General features: G+C 53.3%; 12 protein-coding genes and 2 pseudogenes. 9 read left to right on the forward strand and 5 right to left on the reverse strand.

Features of this window, described 5'->3' with window-relative positions; genetic code table 11:
- The 5 genes and pseudogenes from Q2B33_RS18285 to Q2B33_RS18305 form a co-directional block, all read right to left on the reverse strand.
- A pseudogene (locus Q2B33_RS18285) lies at positions 1-393 on the reverse strand (hypothetical protein); the annotation flags it as partial.
- A gap of 79 nt (positions 394-472) precedes the next feature.
- The gene (gene vanR / locus Q2B33_RS18290) at positions 473-1,165 is read right to left on the reverse strand and encodes a VanR-ABDEGLN family response regulator transcription factor (RefSeq protein ID WP_300569773.1); all 693 of its coding nucleotides are present in this window, start codon (positions 1,163-1,165) and stop codon (positions 473-475) included.
- 166 nt (positions 1,166-1,331) lie between these two features.
- Positions 1,332-3,203 carry a UDP-N-acetylmuramoyl-tripeptide--D-alanyl-D-alanine ligase gene (gene murF / locus Q2B33_RS18295; RefSeq protein WP_300569770.1) on the reverse strand — a complete coding sequence of 624 codons (1,872 nt, stop codon included), beginning with the start codon at positions 3,201-3,203 and terminating at the stop codon, positions 1,332-1,334.
- Positions 3,204-3,249: 46 nt separating this feature from the next.
- Positions 3,250-3,525: a hypothetical protein gene (locus Q2B33_RS18300; RefSeq protein WP_300569767.1), complete on the reverse strand. Its 276-nt coding sequence runs from the start codon at positions 3,523-3,525 to the stop codon at positions 3,250-3,252.
- Between the two features lie 154 nt (positions 3,526-3,679).
- Entirely contained in the window at positions 3,680-4,699 is a 1,020-nt protein-coding gene (locus tag Q2B33_RS18305) for a D-alanine--D-alanine ligase (protein ID WP_300569764.1), read from the reverse strand.
- Between the two features lie 497 nt (positions 4,700-5,196).
- On the opposite strand from Q2B33_RS18305, the pseudogene Q2B33_RS24305 reads away from it, so the two are divergent.
- The 9 genes and pseudogenes from Q2B33_RS24305 to pglX form a co-directional block, all read left to right on the forward strand.
- A pseudogene (locus tag Q2B33_RS24305) lies at positions 5,197-5,352 on the forward strand (TnpV protein); the annotation flags it as partial.
- Positions 5,326-5,754, forward strand: a complete 429-nt coding sequence (locus Q2B33_RS18310) for a DUF4368 domain-containing protein (RefSeq protein WP_330687817.1) — start codon at positions 5,326-5,328, stop codon at positions 5,752-5,754. The pseudogene Q2B33_RS24305 and the gene Q2B33_RS18310, both read left to right, overlap by 27 nt.
- A 194-nt stretch (positions 5,755-5,948) precedes the next feature.
- Complete coding sequence (gene mobC, locus Q2B33_RS18315) at positions 5,949-6,281, forward strand: plasmid mobilization relaxosome protein MobC (protein ID WP_300569758.1); 333 nt, start codon at positions 5,949-5,951, stop codon at positions 6,279-6,281.
- A gap of 447 nt (positions 6,282-6,728) precedes the next feature.
- Positions 6,729-6,971 carry a helix-turn-helix transcriptional regulator gene (locus Q2B33_RS18320; RefSeq protein WP_300569754.1) on the forward strand — a complete coding sequence of 81 codons (243 nt, stop codon included), beginning with the start codon at positions 6,729-6,731 and terminating at the stop codon, positions 6,969-6,971.
- A gap of 16 nt (positions 6,972-6,987) precedes the next feature.
- The gene (locus Q2B33_RS18325; RefSeq protein ID WP_300569751.1) at positions 6,988-7,590 is read left to right on the forward strand and encodes a DUF1819 family protein; all 603 of its coding nucleotides are present in this window, start codon (positions 6,988-6,990) and stop codon (positions 7,588-7,590) included.
- Positions 7,590-8,168: a DUF1788 domain-containing protein gene (locus tag Q2B33_RS18330; RefSeq protein ID WP_160224936.1), complete on the forward strand. Its 579-nt coding sequence runs from the start codon at positions 7,590-7,592 to the stop codon at positions 8,166-8,168. Before Q2B33_RS18325 ends, Q2B33_RS18330 begins: the two co-directional genes overlap by 1 nt.
- A 13-nt stretch (positions 8,169-8,181) precedes the next feature.
- Entirely contained in the window at positions 8,182-11,820 is a 3,639-nt protein-coding gene (gene brxC, locus Q2B33_RS18335) for a BREX system P-loop protein BrxC (RefSeq protein WP_300569742.1), read from the forward strand.
- Between the two features lie 10 nt (positions 11,821-11,830).
- Positions 11,831-12,832: a hypothetical protein gene (locus Q2B33_RS18340; RefSeq protein ID WP_300569739.1), complete on the forward strand. Its 1,002-nt coding sequence runs from the start codon at positions 11,831-11,833 to the stop codon at positions 12,830-12,832.
- 14 nt (positions 12,833-12,846) lie between these two features.
- Positions 12,847-15,453: BREX-1 system adenine-specific DNA-methyltransferase PglX (pglX, locus tag Q2B33_RS18345; protein WP_300914152.1), on the forward strand; the 2,607-nt coding region annotated here is incomplete at its 3' end.

The raw sequence follows: 15,453 nt of genomic DNA on the forward strand, positions 1-15,453 counted from the left end.
CTTCCGGCTGGCCTCCTCCCGCAGCATCTGCTCCTTGCGCTGCATGTCGGCCTTGATTTCCACAATCCGCACGGAAATCTCCTCATAGCCCTGGGGGAACACCTCCAGCGCCTCCCTGTCGTGGCGCATGTAATCTTCTATCATCCGGCCCGCGCTGCGCATGGCCGCTTTCACCTGCCTGGAAGCATACAGGATGGACACTGTCCGCACCAGCACCACCACCGCAGCCACCAGGATGAGCAGCCCGGTAAAGAGCTTCCTCTTCAGGTTCCACCAGTTCACGGTCTGGATATAATAGCCGTCCACGGCAGCGTCCCCCAGGGGGATCCACTCTGTGTAGATGAAGTTCCGTTCAATCCATTCCCTCATGACCCCATTGAGGATCCGATCCAAAAATTGATACAGGATCATGCAGAGAACAAGGCCTCCCGCAAGGATGGAGCAAGTGGCCAGAAAACGTTTCAGCTTATGACTAGCCCTCAATTTTGTATCCGCACCCCCAGACCGTCTTGATGTATTTCGGATGTTCGAAGGAATCTCCCATCTTTTCCCGCAGATGCCTTATGTGCACCGTGATGGTATTGTTGTTCTTGGTGTAATACTCGTCCTCCCAGATGAGGTGGAACAGCTCCTCGGCGCTGACCACCTGGCCCTTCCGCTGGCACAGGATACGGAGGATGGAGAACTCCGTGGGAGTCAGGTTCAGAAGCTTCTCGTTCAGGAAACATTCATGGGTCTTCACGTTCAGGGAAAGGCCGGATATCTCCAGGACGTCATCCTGCTGCAGGCCCGTGTTGTACCGTTTGTACCGGCGCAGCTGGGCCTTCACCCGTGCCACCAGCTCCAACGGCAGGAAGGGCTTGGTCATGTAGTCGTCCGCGCCCATGGTGAGGCCCGTAATCTTGTCCGTCTCCTCCCCCTTGGCTGTCAGCATGATGATGGGGTAGTTGTGGCGCTCCCTGATCCTGCGACAGATGTCCAGGCCGCTTGCACCCGGCAGCATGATGTCCAGGATGGCCAGGTCCAGCCGCTCCTTTTCCACGATGTCCATGGCCTGTGTCCCGTCATAGCATTTGACCGCCCGGTAGCCCTCGTTCTCCAGGTACAGGGCCACCAGGTCGGCAATCTCCTTCTCGTCGTCCGCCACTAATATGACTTCGCTCATCGGTTACCTCTTTTCCGTCTTTTCTCGTTCATGGCCGTTAAGGCAGGCATGGACGCTGCTCTGCCTCTGGCGCAAAAAGAAACGCCCAAGGCTATTCTACAACAATATCTCTGAATTTGGATTAAGATTTTCCTAATATTGACTGGGCGCCCGGTTCCGCGGCGGCTCAGTCCAGTTCCTGCAGATACGCCAGGATGTCCGCAAAGCCGCAGTCGTGGGAGGCCTTGATCAGTATGGTGCCGCCCTCCGGGAGCAGCTCTTCCCTCTCCGCAGCCAAAGCCCGGAGCAACGCGTTCCTGTCTGGATAGTGCAGGACGTGGCGGGGGGATGGGGCCAGGGGATGCGCGGACGCAGTGGCTTCCGGATTCGGCACACCGGACAAGCTCGCCTCCAGATTCGGCACATCGGACGCGCTGGCTTCCGGGCACAATACACCAGACAAGCGTTCTTCCGCACACGATACACCGGACAAGCGCACCTCCCCATCCGGCACACCAGACAAGCCCGCCTTCGGATCCGGCGCCGCAGACAAACCCGCCTCCGCATCCGGCATACCCGACAAGCCCGCCTCCGGACCCGGCACACCAGACAGCCCCCCGCAGGCTGCCTCATACATGTACCGGGACTCCTCGCCCACGCAGTAGATACAATCAATCCCCGCCTCCGCGGCGTAGCTTCCTATCTCCGCGTGATAGGCATGGGAGTTCTCCCCCAGGTTCAGCATATCGCCCAGAATCGCCACCTTCCGGGTATCCGCCATGGCCAGCAGGTCGATCGCCGCTTTCACGGAGGCCGGGTTGGCATTGTAGCAGTCGTCGATGATGGTATAATGGGGAGTGCTGATGATATTGGTGCGCCCGCTGACGGAGGCCACCTTGCCTATCCCTGCGGCAATCTGGCCGTCGCTCAGGCCGAACAGCCCTGCCACGCAGGCCGCGGCCGCGGCGTTCAGCACCATATGTCTGCCGGGCTGGGGGACATGCACGGCAAGCCTGCGATACCCGGGCCAATCGCCCTCCAGCGCCGCCGCAACAATCTCCGCGCAGTCCATGTCCGGCATCCCATCCTGTTCCCTGTCCTCCCGGGCGGTCCCTGCCGGAGCCATCACCAGCGTGGCGTCGCTGCCCCAAAGCCCCTTCCCCCGGATGTCCACAGCCGCCACCTCCTGGACCGGGCTGCTGCCCAGGCCGAAGAAATGGGGCTTATGCCCTTCGATCTCCCTCAGGGCGTTCAGCTTGTCGTCCTCGCCGTTTAAGCAGATTTCTCCATCTACGGCCATGTAGTCGAAAATTTCCGATTTGGCCCGGAGAATCCCGTCCCTGTCCTTTAGGTTATTCAGATGGCTCTGGCCGATATTAGTCATCACGCAGACGTCCGGCCGGGCCATCTTGCTCAGGCGGTGCATCTCCCCGAAGTCGCTGATGCCCATCTCCACCACGGCCAGCTCATGCTCCCCGCGGATGCGCAGCAGCGTCAGGGGCACGCCGATCTCATTGTTGAAATTGCCCTCCGTCTTCAGGACACTGTACTTTTCCGCCAGCACGGCCGCGATGAACTCCTTGGTGCTGGTCTTGCCCACGCTGCCGGTGATGCCTATGACTTTAACGGAAAGCTTCTTCCTGTAGGCTTCGGCAATGTCCTTTAAGGCCTGCAGCGTGTCCTCCACCAGGACGTAACAGCCCCAGGTCCCAGCCGGGTCTGCCGGGGCTTCTGCCCCTGTCCGGGATGCCCCTTCCAGCTGTGCCGCCTCCAAAGCTTCTCCGGAAGGCCGGGATGCCCCCTCGCCTCCCGCTTCCGCCACTTCCTCCGGCCTCTTCTGCGTCACCGCCAGCACCGCGCCCCTGGCGAAAGCGGCCGGGATGAAGCGGTGTCCGTCCACCCGCTCTCCTGCCGTGGCGATGAACACGCCCTGAGGCTCCACCAGACGTGAATCGATGACCACGGAACTGACACGCGTGTCACCATCCGCCTTTCCGCCCTGTACCACCAGCGTCCCGCCGCAGGCCCGGGCAATCTCCTGTATCGTCAAATCCATCATGGCTGATTTCCATCCTTTCCCTGTCCCTTTTCCGCATTCCGATCCCTCACATGGCAGGAGAATCCCTGCCTGTTTTATGTCCTGCCGGGCGGTGCAGTTCGAACCGCCCCGCCCCTTTCCCACGCTTTTGCCCCCCTGTGCGCTTCAGCCCTGCACCGTTCTCAGAATCCCTCGCGGCATAGGCCGGCACTTCTCTCTTCCCATCCGCATTCAGCCCTGCGCCGTTCTCAGAGTCCCTCGCGGCATAGACCGGCACAGTTCCCTTCCCATCCGTATTTGGCCCTGCGCCGTTCTCCGAATCCCTCGCGACATAGGCCGGCACTGCTCACTTCCCATCCGCATTCAGCCCTGTACCGTTCTCAGAATCTCCCCGCAGCATAGACCGACACTGCTCACTTCCCATCCGCATTCAGCCCTGCGCCGTTCCCAGAATCCCCTCGCGGCATAGACCGGCACAGTTCCCTTCCCATCCGCATTCAGCCCTGGGCCATTCTCAGGATTTCCTCGCAGAGCTGCCCGAAATCCATCCCCACAGCCGCCGCCTCCTGGGGCAGCAGGGAAGTGGGCGTCATCCCCGGCAGGGTATTGGCCTCCAGGCAGTAGATCTCCCCGTCCCCGCTCATGATGAAGTCCATCCTGGCATAACTCTTCAGCCGCAGTATGGCGAACACCTCCTGGGCGATCTCCTGCATCCGCAGGCTCTTCTCCTCCGGAATCTCCGCGGGGCAGGTCTCTACGGTAGTGCCCGCCTGGTATTTGTTCCTGTAGTCATAGAAGCCCTCCTTGGGGGCCATCTCTATCACAGGCAGCGCTTTCCCGTCCATGACCCCCACGGAGAACTCCCTGCCCTTGACGTACTGCTCCACGATTACCTCCCTCCCGTACCGGAAGGCCTCCGCCTTGGCCGCTTCATATTCCGAAGGGTCGTTGGCGATGCAGACGCCGATGCTGGAGCCGCCGCAGGATGTCTTGACGATTCGCGGATAAGGAACGTACTCTTTTTCGCATCTCCCCTGCTTCAGCCGTATGCCCGTGGGCGTGGGAATCCCATATGCCCGGAACAGATCCTTTGTGATGCCCTTGTCCATGGCCAGGCAGGAGCCCGTGAAATCCGCCCCTGTATAGGGGATGCCCAACAGGTCGAAGCACGCCTGGATCCTGCCGTCCTCGCCGTTGGCCCCGTGGAGCGCCAGGAACACGCAGTCCGCCTGCCCGCAGATTTCCAGCACATGGGGGCCGAAGAACCCCCTTCCGCCGCCCCGCAGCGCCTTTACCGCGTCCAGGTCAGGGCATTCCTCCCCCACCGCGCCCACCTGCGCCGCCCAGTCCGCATCCTTTTCAAATATCCCTTCCGGATCCCCCTCATACCCTAAGTACACATCCAGCAGAACCGCCTGATGCCCGTTTTTCCGGAACGCCTGGTATATCATGCCGCCGGTGCTCAGCGACACGTCCCGCTCCGAACTGATCCCTCCTGCCAAAACCACGATTTTCATATGAAGCCCCGCCCTTTCTTATACACTCCCGCCGCTACAGTCCCACAGGCCCCTGCGGATCCGCCGCCCGGGCCTGCGCGGGATACAGCCATTCTATTGATACTTATTCCGCAGACTGCCGATACATGACAGCCGCAGCGCGGCAATTGTGCTGCCGACTTTCTCATTATACTAAGAAAGACAGCCGGAATCAACCAGAAATGCAAATACGGCCCACGCCAAAAGAGGCAGCCTGTTACAGTTCACAGGTGCCTCCGCGAAGTGTTTTCCACGAAAATCACGAGACAGCAAGCGCCAAAATGAGCGCACTTTGCTCACTTCAGGACAATAGAATTCTGAGAGTTAATATGTAGAGGGTGGTTTCTGCCACCAAATACATATGACAGCGGCTCATTTGTGATGAATAAGATTTGCGGTTGTAGGAAAGGAGATAAAGACCTGTATCGCATTATTGGTAACCGCTACCGAAAACATCAGAAATGACGGAGGGAAACACTATGGAGGAATTGAAACCGAATATCCATGACGACACGAATGGCCTTGATTATGTCTTGGTTGGGGACTACTACATCCCGGCTGTCGAACTGCCGGAGGACGATGACCGTTCCATCGGGAAATGGGGGTGGATGCACTGGGCCTATCTGGAAGACTTCGAGCAGGGCACCGCCAATGTGGAACGGTTTCTTGCTTTGGCAAAGAAGTATACCGATTTTTCGGAGCTAACCACGCCTATGATAAACGAGTTTGTGGACAAGATCATTGTCCACGCCCCGGAAAAGATAGACGGAGACAGAACGCAGGAAGTGGACATCTATCTGAAATTTATCGGGCGGTTCGACCTCCCAGCCCCAGAACTGACGCCGGAGAAGGATTTGAAGCAGCGGCGATTGGAAAAACGCCAGAATCGGGTCTGCAAAGAATGCGGAAAAACCTTCACCCCCAAGCGGTCGGATGCGGTCTACTGCTGCAATGCCTGCCGCCAGCGGGCGTATCGCCAGAGCGTTACGGATAAGCTAAGTGGTCAAAAGTACCACTTGATTATCTGTAACGGTTAGAATGAAATGCGTTACGGCTGTTGGTGGTGTCAAAATATGTCACCACCACTAACCGTAACAGAAACACGGAATATGTGCCGGACATGGGAATCTGCCTCCTGTGTCCGGCCATTTTTTGAAAATCTGATTTGCGGCACGATGTGGGAAATCAAAAACGGCTTGATTTTATTTGCGAGGGGAGGAGCCAAAAAGCAATGAGCAACCGAACCGAAGAACTGAAAATCCGCATCTCGTCGGAGGACAAGGAGCGGATAAAACTCAAAATGGAGGACGCCGGAATTCTGATTATGAGCGCCTATGTCCGCAAGATGGCGCTGGACGGAATTTGTATCCGGCTGGACCTGAAGGATGTGCGCCAGCTTACTGTCATGCTCCGGCGATGCTCCGATAATCTGAACCAGTACGCTAAACGGGCGAACGAAACCGGGAGCATCTATGCGGCAGACATTGAAGATTTGCAGAAACGCCTGGACGAGATTTGGGAATTGTCCAGACAGTCGCTTGCGAGCCTTGCCGCTATCCGATAGCGGTCAGAGGTACAGGCCAGCCCCGTTTTTCTTTTTCCGGCAAGGCTGTGTCTGCCACTTTTCCGGCTCTCCGAGGGGTGCAAGCCCCGCCAGTCCCTGGGTCGCAGGAACAGCAGCGTTCGTGAAACGAACGCGTAGCCAGCCCCGGCTACGGGGCTGTTCACGGGGGGTGGGGTACGGTCCCAACGAGTAAAAATGGACTTCCAGCGGTCACGCTGGAAGTCCATTTTGAGCATTTGTGGGAACAAATGCACTGCTCGCCAAGTATCGCACCCCTATCTTCCTCCGTCTTCAATGCTTCACTTTGATAAAAACGGGAATTTAGTGTCCTCGGCAAAAAAATCGAGGTGTTCACAAAATTTTTCTCGCTTTTCTCGTTCTCCAGTGTTATACTTTATTTGGGTTTTATTTGGCTTGCGGAATGAAAGCCAGAGAGGAGCAACGGTAATGGCAGTGTCTTATAAAAAGCTATTCAAAATTCTCATTGATAGGGATATGAAAAAGAAAGATTTCCGGGAGTATGTCGGCATCAGCTATTCGACCCTAAGCAAATTGGAGAAGGGCGAAAACACAAATGTAGACGTGTTGGAGCGCATATGTCTGAAAATGGACTGCCGCATTGAAGATATTATGGAGATATTGCCGGATCAGCAGCCAGATCCACAGACAACAGAACAGAGCAAAAGCTGAAAGGAGACATTGCCTTATGGAGAGAAAAGAGTACAGTGCTGGTGCGGTCAAGGTGTGCTTCTGGTTCAGCGAGTTCCGTAAGGTTGTTACTCTTTTGAACGAAGGGAACAGCATGGAGGATGTGAAAGACCTGAATCAGCGGAAAAATATTTTCTCGGCTCCTACTCCTCTCCGAGCCAGTCAAATATTCAGCACGGTTTCTGCCCGTGTGAACAGTTTGGATTGCAGCTTCTATCCGCTGTTTCTCGAAAGTGATCTTGCAACACAAAAATTGTTTGCACTGGTCGGTGCAATGGCACACGATACACTGTTCTTCGATTTTGTTTACGAAGTCATCCGTGAAAAAATGATAATCGGTACAAATGAGCTGCCCGACAGCGATGTGCGCATTTTTTTTAAGAACAAGCAGATTCAGAGTGAAAAGGTAGCCGGGTGGACAGATATCACCCTGAACAGGCTCGGGCGATGCTACCGCACGATGTTATATGAAGCAGGAGTGATTGATAAGTCGAAAAATGCCCGTAGGATTTTCAAGCCCATCCTCACGCCGGAGTGTTACCAGTGGCTTGAAGGGCATGGAATGGAAATCTTCATAAACGCTTTGACGGGGGTGAGATAATGGCAGATTTGACAGCACGGCTCAATGAGATGGAGACCGCGATCCGAAAGCCGTCTTTCCGACAGAGCATTGGCAGAGCCAACGAGGTCAACTACTGGGTTTTCGATTATCCCCCTGAGAGGGAATTAGAGGTGAGGGAACGTATTGCATATCTGAAAAATAAAAACCAGGGCGGAACAGACGGCTTTGAGCTTGTCGTGTTCGACCTGTATGACATTATCATAGACTTCCTTGAGCAGAGAGGCTTTATGGACAAGTGCTATGGCTTTGAGCGCAAAGCAGGGATCAGTCGTATTGTAAAGGCGGTCAACAACTCCTTAAAGGTGAACGATGATGACAGCCTGATTGTCCGGTACATAAAAGACCACACGCCGGAGAATGCAGTTGTGTTCCTTGTCGGCATTGGCAAGTGCTATCCCATCCTGCGGTCGCACAAGGTTCTGAACAATCTGCATCAGGCGTTTGTGCGTGTCCCCGTGGTGATGTTCTTTCCGGGAACCTACAATGAGCAGGAACTGATTCTGTTCAATGAGATTAAGGACGATAACTACTACCGGGCGTTCCGGCTTGTGAAATAGTGGAGGTACGGTTATGCAGATTCAAGAACTATTTGCGAAAAAGATAGACCGTGAAATTCAGGGCGTCATCATCGTGGGCCAGGGTGATGACACGAATGTATCGCAGGAGTTGGAGGAATATGTTGTCACGCGGGAACTGGAAAAGCATTTCCGGGATTTCTTTGCGGCATATAAGAAGGGGATTGCGGGAACGACTCCGAAAATGGGAGTATGGATCTCCGGTTTTTTCGGGAGTGGTAAATCTCACTTTCTGAAAATCCTCTCCTACATCCTAGGGAACAAGCGCGTTGGCAATAAAACTGCGCTGGACTACTTCGTGGAGGATCAGAAGATTCATGACCCGATGGTGCTGGCCGACATGCGCCTTGCGGCTGAGACACCTGCGGATGTTATCCTGTTCAACATCGATTCCAAGAGCGAGTCCAATGGAAAGCAAAACAAGGATGCCATCGTGAATGTGTTCCTGAGGGTGTTCAACGAGAAACTGGGCTTTTGCGGTTCCATGCCCCATGTGGCGGATCTGGAGCGCAAGCTGACCGAGGATGGACGCTACGAGGATTTCAAAGCGGCGTTTGAGGACGAGTACGGCTCTCCCTGGGAAGAATCGCGCCAGGACTTCGACTTTATTCAGGACAGCGTTGTGGATGCGCTTGCGTCTATGGGATTTATGAGCGAGGCCGCCGCCCGCAACTGGTGCGAGAAAGCGGCGGAACCCTACACCATCAGCATTGACGATTTTGCAAAGCGCGTTCGCGCCTATCTGGACAGCAAGGGCAGGGACCAGCACATTGTTTTTCTTGTGGACGAGATCGGCCAGTACATCGGCGAGGACAGCAATCTCATGTTGAACCTGCAGACGGTTACTGAGGATCTTGGACGCGAGTGCCAGGGGCGCGCCTGGATTGTTGTGACGAGCCAACAGGATATTGATTCCGTCACGAGGGTGAAGGGACGGGATTTCTCCAAGATCCAGGGCCGCTTTGATACGCGCCTGTCCCTGTCCTCCGCCAATGTGGACGCTGTTATCAAGAAAAGGATTCTTGACAAAACGGCCGCAGCGGCGGAAACGCTCTGTCTTTTGTTCGAGCAAAAGACGACCGTCATCAAGAATCTGATCGTGTTCAATGACGGGGTTGAGAAAAAACTGTATGCAGGCGCACAGGACTTTGCGGAGGTCTACCCGTTTGTGCCGTATCAGTTCAACCTCCTGGCCAGTGTCCTTACGTCCATCCGTACCCACGGCGCTTCCGGCAAACACCTCTCCGAGGGCGAACGATCCATGCTTGCACTGTTTAAGGAGTCCGCCTCTGGTCTAAAGACGAAGGAGATTGGCGTGATTGTGCCGTTCCACCGTTTCTATGACGCACTGGAAAATTTCCTTGACCACAGCCATAGGGGCGTCATCATCCGGGCATACGACAACAGTTATATCAACCCGGAGCAGAAAGACCGCGATGTGTTTGCCGTCAATGTCCTGAAAACTCTGTTTATGATCAAGTATGTGCTGGAGATCGAGGCGAATATCGACAATATCACCAGCCTGATGGTGGAGAATATCGATGATGACCGCATTGAATTGAAAGGCAGGGTCGAGGATGCGTTGAAAGTCTTGACCCGCCAAATGCTGGTTCAGAAGAACGGCAGCCTGTATGTATTCCTGACGGACGAGGAACAGGAGATCAACAACGAAATTGAAAAAGAGAACGTGGAAATGCCGGAGGTCATCACCAAGATTGCGGAAATGATTTTTGAGGACATCTGTAAGGACAAGCGTTATCGCTATCCGGCATTCAATGGACGCTATGGTTTCTCGTTCAATCAAGCGGTGGATGACCGCCCCTATAAAGCTGCACAGAGCTATGATACTGGTCTGCGTATCCTGACCCCGTGGTATGACGGCGGCATGGATGACACGACCCTGCGCATGATGTCCGGGCAGGGCAAGGAGGTTCTTGTCGTTCTCCCCAACGATGACGAGTTCCTGACGGAAATGCAGGTGTACTTGAAAATCGAGCGGTTTTTGAGAAAGCCGGGGACCTTCCAGCTTACAAAGTATGAGTCCATCAAAGAAGCCAAGCGCATGGAGATGCGGGAGCGGTATGACAACGCAAAGCTGTATCTGACCGAGGCTTTGAAAGAGGCAAGTATCTATGTGAACGGGGATATCGCTCGCCTTTCCGCGAAGGAAGTGACGGGACGGATCAATGAGGCCATCGGGCGGCTGGTGCAGACCGTTTATCATAAGCTCTCCTATATTGACACGGCGATGAGTGAGACGGATATCCGCAAGATGTTCCGTAGCACAAATCAGCTTTCCCTTACACTGGAGGGTGGCACAGAACCCAATAGCCACGCTCTGGACGAATTGCAGGGTTTCATCGCCATGAACTCCCGCAGCCATATGAAAACTTCCATGAAAACGGTAAAGGACCGCTTTATGAAAGCCCCCTACGGCTATGTGGAGGATGACATTCACTGGCTCGTTGCCCGCTTGTTCAAGCGCGGTGATGTGGCGTTTACCGTGAACGGCGCGGCAGTCAGTCTCAATAACAAGTCCGATGAGGAGATCATCAGCTTTATCACCAAAAAAGCCTTTGTGGAGAAGCTGCTGATGGAGGAGCGCGTCCGGGTTTCCGATAAGGACAAGAAAGCTGTCCGGGATGTGATGAAAGAGGTGTTCCATACCGCAAGTTCCGCCGAGGATGAGGACACCATCATGTCGAATTTCCAGCGGTATGCCCAGAACACTTATAATGAGATTGAAAAGCTGGAGGTCTACTACAAGCAGTACCAGTACCCCGGCAAGAAGGTTCTGGCGGCTGGCAAAAAGCTGATGCTGGCAGTGATCCAGATTCAGTCCGCGATGGAGCTTTTCACTACTGTGTCAAAGATGCGTGATGACTTCATGGATTTTGCAGAGGATTATGACCCAGTGAAAGCGTTCTTTGCCGGGGAACAGCAGCAGATTTTCATGCGGGCGCTGGATATGCTGACAATCTACGATGACAGCAAGACCTATATTGTGGACTCCGTGCTGGAGGATATTGTGGCGCAGATGCGCTCCATCGTTCGGCAGGACAAGCCCTATGGCAATATTCCCAAACTGCCTGGACTGCGCGACCAGTTCATGGCCGCCTATGTGAAAGTGCTGGAAGTCGAACAGGCACCGGTGCTGGATTCCATTGACCAGGCCAGGAAACGCGTCCTTGACGCTCTCTCTGGGAAAGAGTATGAAGCGCAGAAGCGAAGCCACTATTTTGAGCAGTTTCGGGAAATCTGGGACGGTGCGGAGCGTTGCAACAATGTTTCAACTTTGCGAAGCTTTGGCGATAAAGCCGATGCTCTGAAACTTCGCCTGCTGGGTGAGATGGACGCACTGGATGCGCAGATTGCACAAAAGAAAGCAGAAGCGGCGGCAAAGCAGGCCCGTGAGCAGGCGGAGAAAGCTGGATCGGAAGCACCTCCCACTGTGGCGGAGCCACCCGCTGTCTACAAAGTGCGCAAGACCAAGCGAGTTCCCATCAAGCAGATGACCGGCACGGCATCTTGGCGGCTGGAGAGCGTGGAGGATGTGGACAAGTACCTGGCGCAATTGCGGGAGAAGCTGACAGCACAGTTGGATACTGACACAATTGTTAATGTCGAGTTTTAAGGGGAAGTGTATGTTTGAAAATACTCAAAGAATGTTGGCCCAGATGAATGGGTCCATGACATATAAAATGGATATTCTCCCCGATGAGGATGGGTATTATGACAAAGAATGTCCGAACGATGATTGTCTGTCAAAGTTTAAGGTAAATGTAGAAGATTGGAGAAATCTTTTCTCCGATGAGGCAGTACACTGTCCATTTTGTGGACACATTGCTCCTGCGAGAAGCTGGTGGACTACGGAACAAATTCAACAGGCTCAGCGACAAGCGCGTGACCAGCTTGCTGCACAACTTGGGCAAGCTCTTGAAGCTGATGCGATGGCATTTAACTGTTCGCAACCGAGAAAGAGCTTCTTTAAGATGTCAATGAGTTATTCGGGAAGAACTCATTTTGTAAATCTTCCAGCTATGGCTCTTGCGGAGATGGAACAGAAAATTCAATGCGAGAAGTGCGGAGCGCGGTATGCTGTTATCGGTTCTGCTTTCTATTGCCCGTGTTGTGGTCATAATTCTGCGAAACTGACCTTTAGAAATACGATTGATAAAGTTCGAGCTAAAATCAATAATTTAGACACAATCCGCAGAGCGATAGAAGCTGTGAGTAGGGATGAAGCTGCGAGAACTTGCGCATCACTGGTTGAGACATCCATTCCTGATTTAGTAGTTGCTTTTCAAAGATTGTGTGAATGTGTTTACCCTCAAATTGACGGGGCATTACCGTTGAAGCGAAATGTGTTCCAGCGTTTAGATGATGGTAACAAACTTTGGCACGACCTTGTTGGCGTTGGCTATGATGATTGGATTACTGTCAAGCAGTATGCAAATCTAAAAAAGTGTTTTCAGCAGAGACATTTGCTCCAGCATCAGGATGGGATTATTGATCAAGATTATCTTATTAAAAGTGGGGATACGAGGTACGCCATTGGTCAGCGGTTGATAATTAGTATAGATGATGTTTTGAATTATGCTGATATAGTTGAGACATTGGGCGAATACATTTTAGCGTTGATTTAGGAGGATAGTCCAAAATGAACAAAACAGCAATCAAGAATTTTTCCATATGGGCGCGGAATAAGTTGATTGCCGACATCCAATATCGGGCCGGTCTTATTGGCATTACAGCGGATGGCATCCAGCCTGTGCTCCCGCAATCTGCCGGGAATACGGAGTTTTATGATATCGGTACAGGGTCGCCCTATTCCATCAGCGGCGAGGCCGTCAGCCAGCGCCGCAAGCTGGTGGAGGCCATCCGTGAGAAAGAGCGAAAATCCGACTACCCGACCGCCTACAAGTACATCGTGGAGGAAGTCGCCTACACCTGGTTCAACCGCCTCATCGCCATTCGGTTTATGGAGGTCAACGACTACCTCCCCTCCCACATCCGTGTGCTGTCCTCTGACTCCGGCAAGTTAGAGCCGGATTTGGTGACGACCCCTTTCGATGCGGAACTGTCTTTTTCCACAGACGAGGAGCAGATGGTCATGCGGTTCAAACGGGACAATCAGATTGATGAATTGTTCCGGCTGCTGTTCATTAAGCAGTGCAATACCTTGAATGAGATTTTGCCCGGATTGTTCGAGAAGACCAACGACTATACCGAGCTTTTGCTCAGCGTGTCCGTAATCGATCAGGACGGCGTGGTCTATCGCCTGACGCACGACATTGACGAGGACGATTTCAACATCGAAAAGGGCGGGCAGGTGGAAATCATCGGCTGGCTGTACCAGTATTGGAACACGGAACTCAAAGACGCGGTGTTTGGCAGGCCCTCCGGGCAGAAAATCAAAAAAGAGGAGATTCCTGCCGCCACCCAGCTCTTTACCCCGGACTGGATTGTCCGCTACATGGTGGAAAACAGTTTGGGCCGTCTGTGGGTGGAGGGACACCCCAATGACGAGCTGAAAACGAATTGGAACTACTACCTGGACGAGGCAGAGCAGGAACCCACTGTACAGGCCTGGCTTGCGGAGATGCGCAAAGAGTACGCTGCTCTGAACCCGGAGGACATTAAGTGCATCGATCCCTGCATGGGCAGCGGACATATCCTGTGCTATTTGTTCGATGTGCTGATGCAGATCTACGAGAGTCAGGGCTATTCCCAGCGGGACGCGGCCCAGAGCATCGTGCAGCATAACCTCTACGGGCTGGATATCGACAAGCGCGCCACCCAGCTTGCTTATTTTTCCGTGATGATGAAGGCCCGGCAGTATGACCGGCGGTTCCTCTCCCGCAACCTTCAGCCTATGATCTTCAGCACCACGGGCGACGAGGAGGGGGAGAACTTCGGCTCCCTGGTCATGGTGGACGACCCCGGAGAAATGCCAGAAGACCCGCAGACAGTGTTTGAGTTTGCAGATTACGAACAGCGGCTGAATGCCTGGAATTACCGCTATCTCCTGGCGCAGAAGTACCATGTGGTGGTGACAAATCCGCCGTATATGGCAGTTTCCAATGGAAATGGGCCGTTGCAGGACTATGTGAAGAAGAACTTCCCGGACAGCAAAGCCGACCTGTTCGCCGTCTTTATTGAGCGGTGCGGACAGCTTGCCGGAAAGAATAGCTATCAGGCTATGATTACCCAGCACGCCTGGATGTTCCTGTCCAGCTTTGAAAAGCTGCGGGCAAAATTGCAGACGGTGGATACTGTCAATATGGCCCATCTGGGTCCCAGGGCCTTTGAGGAGATTGGCGGCGAGGTGGTGCAGACCACCAGCTTTGTCCTGCGCAAAAGCTATATCAAAGACTATAAGGGCACCTATTGCCGCCTGATTGAGCCAACCACCCAGCAGGGGAAAGAGGATATGTTCCTGGTTGGCGAGAATCGCTACACCGCCCAACAGGAACATTTCTCCAAGATCCCCGGTGCGCCAGTGGCGTATTGGGTCACAGAAAGATTTACAAAAATATTTGATGCACCACTATTTCAGGAGTTTTCGATTTCAGATGGGCAAAATAAGACAGGGAATAACTCAAAATATGTACGGGAACATTGGGAAGTAGCAAGTAACTTAATAGGAATTGAAAAGAAATGGTTGTTCTATGCAAAGGGAGGCGGATTTAGAAAGTGGTATGGAAATATTACAGAAGTTGTTGATTGGTCTCCAACAACTCGTGCATTTTATAAAAAAGACACCATATGCCGAATTATACCAGAGTATTTGTGGTACAAAATCGGGATAACGTGGAGTTTGATTTCAAATAATCCCAGCTTTAGGATTTTGCCCGAAGATGCGACTTTCGATGTTGGAGGATCATCTGTTTTTTTGAGATATGATGATGACTTATATTATTATCTTGGTATGCTCAATAGTCCCGTATTTTCGGAAGTACAAAAAATTACTAATCCGACGATTAACATCCAAGTAAAAGATATACGAATTATGCCAGTCATAAAGAAGTTTGAGTCACAAATTAAAAAGGCTGTGCAGGAGGCTGTAGGTATATCCAAAACCGACTGGGACTCCTTTGAGACTTCATGGGACTTCATCCGGCACCCGCTGGTGCGGGGTGTGTCCACCGTGGCGGAGGCGTTTGCAGCATGGGAAGCGGAGTGCGAGGGCCGTTTCCAACAGCTCAAGACCAACGAGGAGGAGCTGAACCGCATTTTCATCGACATCTACGGCTTGCAGGACGAG

It is taken from the genome of uncultured Acetatifactor sp. (genome assembly GCF_948601915.1).
Lineage (GTDB): Bacteria > Bacillota > Clostridia > Lachnospirales > Lachnospiraceae > Acetatifactor.